The organism is Sulfurisphaera ohwakuensis, assembly GCF_009729055.1.
In the GTDB taxonomy this organism is placed as follows: domain Archaea; phylum Thermoproteota; class Thermoprotei_A; order Sulfolobales; family Sulfolobaceae; genus Sulfurisphaera; species Sulfurisphaera ohwakuensis.
On record NZ_CP045484.1, the window covers coordinates 1,899,041 to 1,912,579 of the forward strand.

Below are 13,539 nucleotides of genomic sequence, written 5' to 3' on the forward strand. Positions count from 1 at the left end.
TTTTACATAATCAACATTTAAAAAAATCATGTTAATGATGAGCCACCTCAGCAGTAGCTACCTTTACTGGTTCCTCCCATGTGCCCTTCATAATATATTCATAAGCCTTCATTGCAGCAGCATATCCTTCTGTTATTGAGTCTGATATTGTCTTAGGACCAGTTATTGCACCAGCTAGGAATATTCCTTTCTTAGTTGATTGAACTGGTAACCTATCTGGATCTAATGGTTTGACAAATCCGTGGCTCTCAAACTCTAGTCCTAAAACTTTAGCTACTTGTTTTGAACCTAAACCTAGTTCCATACCGTTAGCTAATATTACCATATCATATGGAACTACTAATGCTCTATTCAAGTTCATTGTATCTTCTCCTTTAATTATCACAGTGTCATTGGGGCCTCTCATGAATTCTGAAATTCTTCCTCTTATGAATCCCACTCTGTAGTCTAATTGTGCTTTCCAGTATAGTTTATCCTCCATTAATCCATAAGTTCTTATATCCATATAATAAATGTGAACAACCGCATCTGGAATCCTTTGCTTAATTTCCATTGCTTGCTTAATTGATACGGCACAACAGACTCTTGAACAATAAGTATTTCCTACAGTGGCGTCTCTTGAACCAACACATAATAAGATTGCAACTCTTTTTGGTGGTGTACCCTTTGTAGTTACTAATCTATTTTCTGAAAGCATACCTTCAATATCAGAGATTTGATAAATGTTTGGTATTATCCCATAACCATACTCATATTTTCTCCTAGAATCAAAATGTTCAAAACCTGAAGCAGCTATAATTGCATTTACTTTTTCTGTAGTAATTTTTCCGCTCTTATCCTTAATATTCACAGTAAATCCATTACCCTCTTGTTTTACACTATCAACTATACTTTCTAGGTAAATTTTAACATTTTTATTTTCCTGGACTGATTTAATTAGAGGATCAATTACTTCTGAGGCAGGCCTTAATTCTGGGAATAATAGGCTATATTTCAATCTTTTTGGAGTACCACCAAGAAAAGCTTCTCTCTCTACTAAAACTACGTTAACACCTAAATTAGCCAATTCCTTTGTAGCAGATAATCCAGCGGGACCAGCTCCAATTACGAGAACTTTTTCACCAGCCATTTTTTCACCAACTACATATTAATTAAATAAAAATAATTTAAAAAACTTTGCTTTTCACTTTTGAACAGCTTGCTCACCTTTATACCATTTCACTCTGTCTGGTAAAGCTAGGTAGAAATCAATCTTTCTGTGTGGTTTGTATAAGTATTCTGGCTGTGCTTTTCCTTCTCTTAAGTCTGCTAAGTATTGTAAGAATTGTTCTTTGTATTCATCAACTGGTACACCAACTTTTCTTAAGAAACCTTCAACATCTGTTGCATGCCAGTGTATTTGTCCAATCTTATAGGGATCTGCACCCATCATTATTGCTGCAAATTGTGCATCCGCTAATACTGGTAAGTTATAGTTAAATCCATGGGCTTTACCAGCCCACTGGCTCTTGTCTAATGTTGTTACACATCCAGTATCAGATGTTACAAATACATCAGCATGGCCTTCTTCAACTGCTGGAATTACTTTCTTGAATAGTGCAAAGCTTCTGCTAAATTCTCTTTCTGTTAATATGTGTCTAAATCCAAATCCACAACAGTCCCACCAAGTTGAGTAATCAACAATCTTAGCTCCAAAGTTCATTACGGTCCCAGTTGGAGCTGCTGGCCTTCTTCCTTCAAAGACTGCAGGATCATAAACCGTATCCTCAGGAACTAACTTATAAACGTGACATGGTGTATGAACTGCTGCTCTAATATTGCTTAAATCATATTTTTTATGTTGAGCAGCTTTCTTGCTCATTACATATAACCATTCTGAATAGTGTACAACTTCCTCTGGGACTACAATATCCATGTCTAATTTTCTCATTATTGGCCTTAACTTGTCTCTTATCTCTTTATGTAATATTATCATGTTCCTAACTTCTTTGTAATGACCAAATGATGTACCACAGTGAATTAATGGGAAGTAACCGGTCTCATAAGCTCTCCACATGTTTCTTACATATACACCAGCTAAAGCAACTGGGTTTGAAGCACCAGAAGCATGATAGTTCCAACCCGTACATGAAGTTTGATGAGGTTCATCTAAGTAATCAATTTCTAGTTTGTTCATTATCCAGAATACAGATGTTGGATAACCGGGAATATGCCCACATTGGCCACAGCTCTTATGGTTCCATAATCTTGTTGTAGGTATCTTCTTTGGCATTCCATTTAACGTTTGTACCTCAACTGGGTTATTATTAGGCTTAATATGATGAACAATTATCTCTCCTTCATCCTCTAACTTGTATAATTCTTCCTTGATATGTTGTAAGCCGTGTGGAGTACTATACCTATAAATAATCCTTTGATATACCTCATTCCAATCCACGTCATCTGCATAAGGAAAAGCTTCTTTTATCTCCTCATGTAGCTTTTTTTCTTCTTGAGTAACCATTTTACCACCTTTACATACACCTATGTTTTTTGTCATATATAAATTTTTATTTTAAACATTTTATGAGAACATGTAAATTAGCTAAATTTCAATTAAATAATACAAAAAATATTTTTAACTTATAAATCCATCCAATTATCGGGTAATTCGTCCTCGTTAAGCTCTCCTTTCATATACTTCTCTTTGATCTCTTCTAACTGCTGTTTTCTCTCCTCATACATGTCCATGATCATTTCATATAAGTCTTCATCAACATTCTTTATTGCATCAAGTACACCAGATTCAATAAAGATAGTCATTAACTCTACTGCTGTCTGTAATGATGTTTGCCAACCAATATCAGTTCTTTGCATTAAATCAACTGGAACTGCCTTTCTATAAACATCCATATTCTTTGATTCTTCAACAGCCTGTGGACCCCAATCTGGGAATGCTTCTGGTTGAATCATGTTTGGTGTTACTTGGTTACCAGTAGTCATTACAGTGTATAAGACTCTTCTATATGGTGCTAGAATTTCTTTAGCAGATGGTAAACCAAATTGTACTGCATATTCTCTAAGTAACATTATTAATCCAGCTATCTCGTTATTAAATGGACATCTCATTGAGCAAGTATAACATTGTACACAAGCCCAAACTTTCTTATTTACGAATTCCCAAATTTTATCAACTGCATCTCTCATCATATATTGTATCATTTCTCTTGGACCAAAATCATAGAATTTTGCTGCAGGACACCCAGAAGTACATACACCACAATTTAAGCAACCTCTTAGATATTCATTAAATCTAAAATCAGATTTTACTGCTTGCCAATACTTTATTGCAAGTTCTCTTTCCTCTGGCTTTAAATTACTTTCAAAATTTCTGAGTTCTTCTGGTTCTACTGCTTGGACATCATAAGCCATATCCATAACTCTTGGATCATCTGGTAGAGGTATAGCTTTTACAGTTGCCATCAAATAAAAGTAGGAAAACTAACTTATAAATTTTGTTAAAAAAATAAATTAATATCCTTTACTTAACCCTCTTTATTAGTATTCTTGTAACTCCACCTTGTTGCTGAATATCAAGAATTTGTTGACCAGTTCTTCTCGCCCAGGCCTCAATATCTGGTTTAGCTGCAGGGTCTGTTGCTAAAACCTCTAAAACCTCACCAATCCCAATTTGCTTTATTGCTTTTGCAGTCTCCATTACTGGCCCAGGACAGTACATTCCTTTAACATCTAATGTTTTTGCAATCTTAATTTCGGCCATTCATCTCACCTCATATGAATAAAGTTGTTCCTCCTTCAGCTCTATCTAAAAATGTTGCTACTCCTACTACATCATCAACAAACTCAGCTAAATCTTCTCTCTTTATTCCAAAGAATTCCATTGTTGTACTGCATGCAAATACTTTAACTTCTCCAACCTCTTTTGCTTGTTGAATTAATTGATACCACATTGGATATTTCATTTCTTGCATTTTTTGCATCATCATTGGACCCATTTGCTCATAGTTCTTATCTATTGGTGCTGGTTGTCTCTGAATTCCTGCTTTAGTTATATTTGTTAATCCCCAGAATGTGAAGAATAAGTTAACTTCATAGCCTGCAGCTGCTGCACCAGATGCTAATATTCCTACTGGCATTAACTTATCTATCGTACCAGAGAAAACGATTATAGAGAGTTTTTTCTTTTGTTCAGCCAAGGTTTTTTACCCAAATAATCATTTTTATCTCAAATTATATAAGCTTTTCTCATATTCATTTTTAAAAAAATTTCGTAAGGATTTTCACTTTTATTTAGTATAAATTAAACTTAGTTAATCAGTAATGTCTATTCTAATATACGTCATAATTCTATACTTTTATCGTGAAAGAACTATAGCACTATATTTTTTGTCAAAACTTTCATTGAGTAAATTTGTTTGATAAAAAATTTAAGTTGGTGTTTAAACTATTATTTAGGAGGATTTAGTATGAGTGAAGGAGAAAAGAAACAAAAAGTATTGGTTGTAGTAACTCATGGTCCAGAAGATTTAGATAGGACATACGCACCTCTTTTCATGGCATCAATAGCTGCTTCGATGGAATATGAAACATCCGTATTCTTTATGATAAAGGGACCAAAACTATTAGATAAGAAATGGCAAGAAGAGGAAAGGAGAAAAGGAGGAAACCCATTCATACACTTCTTCGATATGGCAAAAGATAATGGAGTTAAAATGTATGTATGTGTACAGAGTCTTAAAGATATGTGCCACATGAATGAAAGCGATGTAGTAGACGGAGTAGAAATTGTAGGAGGATCAACATTAATAGATTTACTCTTCGATGCTGATAGAGCATTATTCTTCTGACCTAACATGGAATATGATGTTATAATAATAGGCGGAGGAACAGCGGGGTATACTGCTGGCGTCATATTAGGAAGAAGAGGTAAAAAAATAGCAGTAGTAGAAAAGGAAAAGTTTGGAGGTACTTGTGTAAATTATGGATGTGTTCCAAGTATTTTTTTATCAGATATTTCTTTTTTGTATTCACGCCTTTCTGAAATAGGCAATTATAAGGGTATTGAAATTAATTTAAAATTAAATAATTTCTTTTCTAAAAGAGAAGAAATAATAGACTATTTGAGTACAGCGGGTAAGAGACTGATTGAAAATGCTAGTGGAGAGACAATTGAAGGAGAAGGTATAATAAGAGATAATCATACAGTTGAGGTCAATGGAAGACTATTAACTACTAAAGAGATTATTATTGCTACTGGTTCCAAACCTAAACCTCCAAGGATAGAAGGTATTGAAAATGCAATAAGCGAAGATCAAGTTGTCAGACTTAATACTATTCCTTCATCAATGGTAATTATTGGTGGAGGAGTTGCTGGTACTGAAATTGCTCAAATATTTGCAAAATTAGGAACTAAAGTTACTCTTTTAACAAGGAGCAAAATATTAAAAGAACTTCATGAAGAAACTAGAAAATTAATGATTGATTCACTAGAGTTTGATGGGATAGATATCATAGAGAATTCTAAAATCGAGAAGATATACGGAGAAAAAGTTTATACAAACAAAGGTGTATTTGATGGAGAAATTGTAGTATATGCCACTGGAAGAGAACCAAATTATCCAAAAGGATTTGAAAAACTAAATGTGGAAATTGGAAAGGAAGGAATAATAGTTAATGAAAGAATGCAAACTAATATTAAGAACATCTATGCTATTGGCGATATTGTAAATAAGGAGAAAAAAGTTGCACATGTTGCATATATGGAGGCAATTATTGCCTCCCTTAATGTCTTAGGTACATGTGAATATATGGATTATACTGGAACACCTCAAGTAATCTATACAGATCCACAAATAGGTATAGCAGGAGAGAAAGATAAAGCAGTTAAATTTCTTAAGTTTCCTTATAATGCTGATACGAGAGCAATAATAAAAGGGTTAAGAGAGGGATTTGCCTTAATAGGAATTGATAAGAACGGTACTATTGTCTATTCAGAAATAATTGGTGATAATGCTGAGGAGCTTATAAATATAATGGCTTTAGCTATACGCAAGAGAGTTACAATCAGAGATTTAGCTTTTACAATATTCGTTCATCCTTCCTTAAGTGAGATTCTCGTTAATGCGGCAAGAGGAGAATTTGATTTAGATGTTGACTTATATAAATAATAATGAGAAACAATGTCAAGCCTAGAGGAATACTTAAAAAAGAAGGGATTTCAACTCGTTAATGATGGAAAAACGGAAAAAATAATAATGGATGACTATGAGTTCTATATAGAGAATAACAGTATAAGATTACCAATACCTTTACCAACTGGAAAAGAATCATTAGACGATTTAGTTTCTATGGGTATTAAGTATGCAAGAGCATCAAGAATATCGCAAGGTCTAGGAGCACCTCTAGAATATGAACTTTCTGGTAATGTATTGTTTATAATAAAGACGTTTAAGGATAGAAAAGATTTAGAAGAAAAGTTAATTAAAGCGTTAGAAGGAATAGAGAGTTTGAGGTACTTTTTATGAGCTACGATTATATAGTCTCTCAATATTTAGCTTATATAAAGGATATAACATTGGAAGGTTGTAAAGCTGAAGAAATATTTGATTATTTCAAGGATAAGTTAAATATAGTTAGTAAAGAAGGTTGTGATAAACCATATATAAAGGTGTACAAAAATAATAGGTTATATTTCTCATATTATGGAATTCCTGCAATTAATGAGTTTTGGCCCTTTTTAAATGCCCTAGTTAGAATATCTAATAATGTAATACAGCTTGATGAAAAGGAAAAAGAATTAGCAGCTAACATTTATGGTAATATAAAATTATTTGTAACACCAGATTGTACTAAATGCCCTATAGCAGCTGAATTATTATATCAACTTCCTATACTTAATAGTAATATTAGCTTAGAAATTATTGATGTAACTACTTATGATGATTTAGGGAAGAAATATAGAGTTTTAAATGTTCCTAAGATTGTACTAAATGAAAAAACAGAGATACCAGGTAGTTTTCCTCCTACTATAATATTAAAAATGTTAGCTAAGGGTAGCGAACAACATTAATTTTCATTTCTTTTGCTATTTTTTCCACATTTTCATCAGATGTAATTAACTCAGCAGATAATTCTTGAGCAACTAAAAGTGATTCAGAATCTGCTTCATCTAAACCATAAATTTTAACTGGCTTATGAGAATAAGCCCTTATCCAAATTTTATCGTAAACTAATGGATTTATCCCCTTTTTTAGAGCCTTAGATAAGGTAAGAGTAGTAACGACTAATTTTTTATCTTTATATTTTTCCACCAAATCCTTAAGATAATCTAAGGAACTAAATGTTATTACTACAAAGTCAGCCATAATTAAACTATATAAATAAATATGTTAATAAATTTGTGGAGATAAAATGTCACAAACAGTAACTGATCCCTTAGAAAAATTAACCTCACCAGAAAACATACAGAGACTATCAAAATTAGTCGACTCTTTACCTACTATAGAGAAACTAATGGATAAACTAGGTGAATTAGATAAGAAAGGTGAATTAGATCAGTTAATTGCATTAACTGACCAGGCAATTTCACTTATAGATGCTGTTCAGAAAGCTGACTTAATAAATGCACTAATATCATTCGGAATGGACCAAATAACAAAAATACAAGCAATATGGCCACTAATAGAAAAACTAACAAGCGATAGAGCACTAAACCTTATTCAAAGTCTTGATTTAGATTCTCTTCTCACTGCTACTGAAAAATCATTACCTTTACTTCAGAAGCTTACTAGTGATAAAGCACTCAAAGTTATTGAAAGCCTAGACATAGACTCACTACTAGGAGCAACAGAAAAACTAACACCAATACTACAAAAACTAACCAGCGACAAAGCACTAAAACTACTAGAACAAATAGACATCGATAATTTGCTTGATACTACTGAAAAGATGATCCCATTATTAAATAAAATTGCCAATATGACAGCAGAAATGCAAAAAAGAGGGCAACTTGATATGTTAATCAATTTAATGCAACAGTCTATTGATTTACTAGATGCTGTTCAGAAAGCTGACTTAATAAATGCACTAATATCATTCGGAATGGACCAAATAACAAAAATACAAGCAATATGGCCACTAATAGAAAAACTAACAAGCGATAGAGCAGTTTCATTACTACAATCCTTAGATATAGACAGTTTACTTAATGCAACAGAGAGATTAATGCCTTTACTTCAGAAGCTTACTAGTGATAAAGCACTCAAAGTTATTGAAAGCCTAGACATAGACTCACTACTAGGAGCAACAGAAAAACTAACACCAATACTACAAAAACTAACCAGCGACAAAGCACTAAAACTACTAGAACAAATAGACATTGACTCTACATTAAATGCACTTCTCGCATTAACACCTTTACTAAAGCAATTAACAAGTGAAAAGACTGTAAAATTACTTTCTCAAGTAGATATGACATCAATGCTCACCTTATTAGAGAGAATGGCTGAGTTACAAAAAGCTGGCGTTCTAGATAAATTAATGAAAGTCTTTGAGGTATTGGGAGATCCACAATTAATAGATGGTTTAGTCATGATTACACAGAAGATGGGTATTGCATTAAAGATGTGGATTAATGATTTGCCTAGTGTTAAACCAGTAGGCACATTTGGATTAGTAGGAGCTTTAGGAAATAAGGATACAAGCTATGCAATGGGTGCATTACTAAAGTTTGCTGAAGATTTAGGAAAAGCCTTGAAGCAATAAGTTAATCTCGTTTTTAACTTTTTCAATTTTTTCTTTTTCCGAAAAAGTTTTTGCTTCTATCTCTTCTCTTTTCCCTTCAAGACCAAGTAAGAAGGAAACCATACACTCAGACGACATTTTGCCATATCCACCACCTCCATATCCGATTACTTTAGAGTTTAAGGAAATTCTTCTAACCTTTAAACCGAGAAGATTATAAGAGTTACAAGATAAATTAAGAGATTTTAAACCATCATCCTTATGTCCGTCCACTCCACCAACTACGAGTATATAAGTTGGATTAAAATCTGGTACAATCTCTAAAATTCGCAAAGCCTCCTCAAAAACATCATCGCCAGAATATAAAGGAAGCTGAACGTTATAGTTTAACCCCTTACCATCACCAATACCTCTTTCTTCTATTTTCCCCGTTCCAGGGAAAAATTTACCGTCATATGCAAAAATATTTATTTTAAGAATTGACTTGTCGTAAAGATAATCTTGTAAACCATTACCATGATGAGCATCAACATCAATTATAGCAACTCTTTCACCTTTTTCGAGCAAAGCTAACGCGGTAAATGCGACATCATTGATTGGACAAAATCCCATAGCCCTTTGCCGTAATGCGTGATGAAATCCACCTAATGGTATATAAATTTTTTCAATAAATCTAGAGTATTTTATTGCAGTAATTGATGCTCCTAAGACTAACAATACATCATCTATCATTCCCGGATAATGGATTGTATCCCCACCGTCAAGAAAACCAATATAGGGTAACTTGCTTACTTCTTCAATTTTCTTAACGTAGCTCTCGTCATGTATCTTTAAAAGATCGTCTATTGTAGCTTTTTCTGGCTTTATTTCAATAAAATTAAGCTTTTGCCTTGCTATTTCTATGAATCTTCTAATCCTTTCTTTTGCTATATCCTTAATCATTGGATGGGAAAATGCTATTTCTTTAAATTTATCATCCCATACAATACCCAGCATTTCAGATCATCTTCTTTAAGTCTTCAAGTTTAATCTCTTCCCCCTCTTTGAAAATTGGTTTCCTAAATACTCTTATCATTGGAGGAGTATTATAACCTAATACAACTTCAATAAATGAACTTCCACAAATAGGTTTATTGGATAGCACTTTAAATGAAGCTTCAAATTCCCAGTTCCTTATTAACCCTTTCTTTCCTTCAAACATTATTACATTTTTTCTCTTAACCTTATAAGGATAACCTAGATTAAAATCTAGAAAAGATAAGGAACCGTCCCAGTCTCCAATTATTCCCCCATAACAACCGAAAGGAAAACTGGTGTTTAACAATCCACCACAACAACCTAAGCCATAATAATTTCCAGCTTCAGAATAATCTAAAATCCTAACATCAAAGTAGTCCTTTTCAACACTTATAACTTGACCAACCGAAGAACTTATATATCTTTTTATTGAAGGAAATTTAAACGTAATACCTTCTATGTGTGCATGCTTAAAATCTCCAGCAGTATAAGGTGATTCTAAAAATTTACCAATTTTTTCACCTTCCTTTATCTCACTACCTTCTTCTAGATATGGTTCTACATGAAGAACCTTTATTCTCTTCCCATTACTGTTTATATACATTACTACATCATAATCTATTTTTGTATACTTATTTGGCCTTCCGATTTTAACTTTCTCTATTTTTTCTATAATACCAGAAAATGGCGAATAAAAATTCTCTTGGTCTGGCGAACTAAGATCAATAGCCTTTATCTTAACGTGTGATGGAAAACCACTAGAGAAAAAACTTAAAAGACTACCTTTTAAGATCTTCATTGCTTTTGCTCGAAGCGTTTTATTAACGTAGGAAGTCTACTTTGCTTTATAGCTTGTAATGTTTTTTCTCTTGAAGGATACCATGGTATGTTCCTAAATTCCATGTTAGGTCTCTCATTAGAGTAGGGTCTATTACAGCCGGGGCAACCAGAGGTCATAAATGCTGGGGCTAACTCATCAATTGATAAGTCAGATGGAATATCAACATCTAATAAGATGCCTTTTTCATCGAATTTAAATGCTGAATAATCCACCAAATCATTTTCTATTAACCATCTTGCTATTTGCATTCTCCTATAAACATTAACGGGGGCTGGTTTTACTTTCTCCATAGGAGTTCCTTGTTCTGGATAAAATGCAAATAATGTAATTTTTGCACCCCTTGAATGAGCATACCACATAATGTCTACAGCTTCTTTTTCAGTTTCTCCTAAACCAATAATAAGATGTATTCCAGCATTTCCTTTTCCAAATACTTCGACTGCCTCATCAATACCTTGTAGATATCTTTCCCAACTATGCATACTCCTAACTTTTTTACCCCTAGTTTCTTCAAACACTCTTTTACTAGCTGCATCTATGGCAACATCTACCATATCTCCTCCAGCTTTTCTCATCTCTATTAAATGATGTCTAAATGTATACGTTGGTGTTATTAATTCTGAGATAGATAACTCAATTCCTGCCTCTCTTATTCTTCTAGTGATTTCTATAGAATCTTGTGCAGCTCTTGGGTGAGCTAATTGCCCTACACATATTCTTTGTAAACCATATCTTGGATCTCCTTGTCTCTCCTTAATTTTCTTTATTACATCATCTAATCTGCGTAATGGCCATTCTACTCTTATTAACGTCTTACACTCAGGACCTTGAGCTACTTCTCTAGCTTGTCCACAATAAGAACAATTGGCTTTACATCCGTCTGGATAGTATTGTAGTAAGTTTATTGTTGTATTTAGCGCATTATGTAAAAAAACACCTGGACTAAAACCTAATACCATATCTGCTCCGAAACTTAACCTTACCCAATCTGGACTACTTACCATTCTTAACATTTAAATCACCCCTAAAACATCAAAAATAACATTTCCACAACATGCATTACTAAAAATAATTTCCCTTTTATTTCTTGCATATGGAATAACCTCTTCTTCTGGAAATGCTATCCCATCAATATCATAATCTACTGCAAATCTATCAACCTCAAGATAAGCAGAACCTCTTGGTCTTGCACATCCTAACATAACTGGAACTGAGAATTCATCTCTAGCTTTCTTTAGTGCTGTTATCAGTTCTTGTGGAGTAGGTTGTCTAGTATTTCTAGTTCCTACTAATGGCATTAAGCCAACTATAATTACTGTATCTGGATTAACTTCCTTCAAAAGCTCTATTGCATGTAAATCTCCATCAATTCCTTTTTTACTCAAACCCACAATTACGTGTGGTGCAATTTTTATTCCAGCTGACTTCAAATACTTAAATGAATTTAGATAATCATCCACGGTAAAAGGTTGTTTTAACACATCTCTTATAGTTTCATTATCACCAACCATATCAAGTAATGCTATCTTTACTCCGGCTTTTGCAAACTTTTCTGCTATTTCTGGATTTCTAACTACACCAGTATGCGCAATGAAAGTTAATTTATTTGCATAATTACTCAATAAATCTGAATAACGCCAAATTGGTACTTCTCCCCTAACAGACGAACCTCCAGATAATATTAGTCCTTTATGTCCTTCTTTTATAACTTTTTCTAAAACATTTTTCATTTTCTCCTTTGTAGATGCATCCTCCATGCCTTCTAAAATACGTCTATTACAATGATCACAGTTAAAAGCACATGCTATCCCAGTAACTGATACCATTTTCCAACCGTTCTCTGAATTAAGGTAATCTGTCTCATATTTCTTTAATGCTGGCGCATAAAGATATAATTTTCTCATTTTGACAAGACCTCCTTAAATAAATTGATAAGATCATCAGCAGTTATACCAATTATTTTAACGCCTTTATACCAATCCTTAATTTCTCTTTCTATATCCTCGACTCTAGACCATTTTAGTCTTGCCTCTAAGTCATAAATTGCTCTTCTAGGCTCTACGAAGAAATCTCCAGTTATGAGTACAGCTTCTATCATTTTATCTCCAGCCATTTTAACTTGAAGTTTAATAAGACCTCCCTGGAATTTCTTCTCAATATATTTAATATCACCTTCAAGTGATTTCCTCAGATTATATATCCAATCTGGAGAGGAATATTTCATTCTAAGTTCTGAAATTAATCTCTTTTCATCTTCCGTGTAAGTTGAGTCCTCTAATTTCACATTTAAAGATTCTTCAAAAGATTGTTTTGCTAAGCTTATAATTTGACTCATCTCCACGTTATTACCTAATTCCCTGTTTACCCATGTCAGTCTATCTCTAAAGTCCTTAGCTAATTTATCTCTTAATTTCTCTGATGTAAGCCTTAACACAGAAACCATTGCTTCTGCATCAAAATCCACTAGAATAGTTCCAGTAACTGCTATATATTTACCTTGTGAAAAGGCTCCAATACCAGAGATTTTTCTGCCATTTACTTCTACGTCATTTTTAGGCCTGAAATTAGCCTTTATACCAAGTTTTTCTAAGGTTTTTATTACACCTTCAGCTCCTCTTCTTATTGCCTCTTCTGGAGTGTAACCGAGATGTGAGGCTTCTGCGTAAATTTCCCAACCTAATTGTTCTTTTCCCATTATAATTGCTCCTCCACCAGTAGGTCTTCTTCCTATATCCCACCCTCTTTTCTTTACTTCCTCTATGTTGACTTCTTGCTCTACAGCTTGATGGTAACCAATTAAAACGGCCGTTGGATCAAATATTACAAACCTAAGAATAGGTGGTGCACCGTTACTTACACTTTCTAATAATGCTTCCTCTCCAGCCAGTATTAGATCCTGAGGTCCTCGCTCTACAATAAATCTAAATGTAGTCATCCTT

General features: G+C 33.4%; 16 protein-coding genes. 5 read left to right on the forward strand and 11 right to left on the reverse strand.

Going from position 1 to position 13,539, the window contains the following annotated elements; all coding sequences use genetic code 11:
- Positions 1 to 31: 31 nt before the first annotated feature.
- The 5 genes from D1869_RS10515 to D1869_RS10535 form a co-directional block, all read right to left on the reverse strand.
- Positions 32 to 1,129, reverse strand: coding sequence for a CoB--CoM heterodisulfide reductase iron-sulfur subunit A family protein (locus tag D1869_RS10515; protein WP_010979941.1), 1,098 nt, complete (start codon positions 1,127 to 1,129; stop codon positions 32 to 34).
- Between the two features lie 54 nt (positions 1,130 to 1,183).
- Entirely contained in the window at positions 1,184 to 2,503 is a 1,320-nt protein-coding gene (locus D1869_RS10520; protein ID WP_156015960.1) for a CoB--CoM heterodisulfide reductase iron-sulfur subunit B family protein, read from the reverse strand.
- 119 nt (positions 2,504 to 2,622) lie between these two features.
- Positions 2,623 to 3,462 carry a 4Fe-4S dicluster domain-containing protein gene (locus D1869_RS10525; RefSeq protein ID WP_010979943.1) on the reverse strand — a complete coding sequence of 280 codons (840 nt, stop codon included), beginning with the start codon at positions 3,460 to 3,462 and terminating at the stop codon, positions 2,623 to 2,625.
- 58 nt (positions 3,463 to 3,520) lie between these two features.
- Entirely contained in the window at positions 3,521 to 3,760 is a 240-nt protein-coding gene (locus D1869_RS10530) for a sulfurtransferase TusA family protein (RefSeq protein WP_010979944.1), read from the reverse strand.
- A gap of 10 nt (positions 3,761 to 3,770) precedes the next feature.
- On the reverse strand, positions 3,771 to 4,136 hold the full coding sequence (locus D1869_RS10535; protein WP_010979945.1) for a DsrE/DsrF/DrsH-like family protein: 366 nt from the start codon (positions 4,134 to 4,136) through the stop codon (positions 3,771 to 3,773).
- A gap of 330 nt (positions 4,137 to 4,466) precedes the next feature.
- Here D1869_RS10535 and D1869_RS10540 point away from each other — a divergent pair, with 330 nt between their 5' ends.
- From D1869_RS10540 to D1869_RS10555, 4 genes are read left to right on the forward strand one after another with little or no spacing between them, the layout of a single operon-like run.
- A complete protein-coding gene (locus D1869_RS10540) occupies positions 4,467 to 4,847 on the forward strand; it encodes a DsrE family protein (protein WP_010979946.1) in 381 nt (126 codons plus the stop codon).
- A gap of 6 nt (positions 4,848 to 4,853) precedes the next feature.
- Positions 4,854 to 6,167 carry a dihydrolipoyl dehydrogenase family protein gene (locus D1869_RS10545; protein ID WP_156015064.1) on the forward strand — a complete coding sequence of 438 codons (1,314 nt, stop codon included), beginning with the start codon at positions 4,854 to 4,856 and terminating at the stop codon, positions 6,165 to 6,167.
- Positions 6,168 to 6,179: 12 nt separating this feature from the next.
- A complete protein-coding gene (locus D1869_RS10550; protein ID WP_156015065.1) occupies positions 6,180 to 6,524 on the forward strand; it encodes a hypothetical protein in 345 nt (114 codons plus the stop codon).
- The gene (locus tag D1869_RS10555; protein WP_156015066.1) at positions 6,521 to 7,069 is read left to right on the forward strand and encodes a thioredoxin family protein; all 549 of its coding nucleotides are present in this window, start codon (positions 6,521 to 6,523) and stop codon (positions 7,067 to 7,069) included. Before D1869_RS10550 ends, D1869_RS10555 begins: the two co-directional genes overlap by 4 nt.
- Here the strand turns inward: D1869_RS10555 and D1869_RS10560 are convergent.
- Positions 7,047 to 7,364 (reverse strand): PIN domain-containing protein, encoded by a 318-nt coding sequence (locus D1869_RS10560; RefSeq protein WP_156015067.1) that lies wholly within the window; start codon positions 7,362 to 7,364, stop codon positions 7,047 to 7,049. The genes D1869_RS10555 and D1869_RS10560 overlap by 23 nt on opposite strands.
- Before the next feature lie 46 nt (positions 7,365 to 7,410).
- On the opposite strand from D1869_RS10560, the gene D1869_RS10565 reads away from it, so the two are divergent.
- A complete protein-coding gene (locus D1869_RS10565; protein ID WP_156015068.1) occupies positions 7,411 to 8,763 on the forward strand; it encodes a DUF1641 domain-containing protein in 1,353 nt (450 codons plus the stop codon).
- Here D1869_RS10565 and D1869_RS10570 read toward each other — a convergent pair.
- The 5 genes from D1869_RS10570 to D1869_RS10590 are packed head-to-tail and all read right to left on the reverse strand — an operon-like array spanning position 8,740 to position 13,535.
- Entirely contained in the window at positions 8,740 to 9,738 is a 999-nt protein-coding gene (locus tag D1869_RS10570; protein WP_156015069.1) for a histone deacetylase family protein, read from the reverse strand. The two genes, D1869_RS10565 and D1869_RS10570, sit on opposite strands and share 24 nt — an antisense overlap.
- Position 9,739: 1 nt before the next feature.
- Positions 9,740 to 10,558: a DUF8155 domain-containing protein gene (locus D1869_RS10575; RefSeq protein ID WP_156015070.1), complete on the reverse strand. Its 819-nt coding sequence runs from the start codon at positions 10,556 to 10,558 to the stop codon at positions 9,740 to 9,742.
- Complete coding sequence (locus D1869_RS10580) at positions 10,555 to 11,613, reverse strand: radical SAM protein (RefSeq protein ID WP_156015071.1); 1,059 nt, start codon at positions 11,611 to 11,613, stop codon at positions 10,555 to 10,557. Before D1869_RS10580 ends, D1869_RS10575 begins: the two co-directional genes overlap by 4 nt.
- Positions 11,614 to 12,504 carry a radical SAM protein gene (locus D1869_RS10585; protein WP_156015072.1) on the reverse strand — a complete coding sequence of 297 codons (891 nt, stop codon included), beginning with the start codon at positions 12,502 to 12,504 and terminating at the stop codon, positions 11,614 to 11,616.
- On the reverse strand, positions 12,501 to 13,535 hold the full coding sequence (locus tag D1869_RS10590) for a lipoyl protein ligase domain-containing protein (RefSeq protein WP_156015073.1): 1,035 nt from the start codon (positions 13,533 to 13,535) through the stop codon (positions 12,501 to 12,503). Before D1869_RS10590 ends, D1869_RS10585 begins: the two co-directional genes overlap by 4 nt.
- Positions 13,536 to 13,539: the final 4 nt, after the last annotated feature.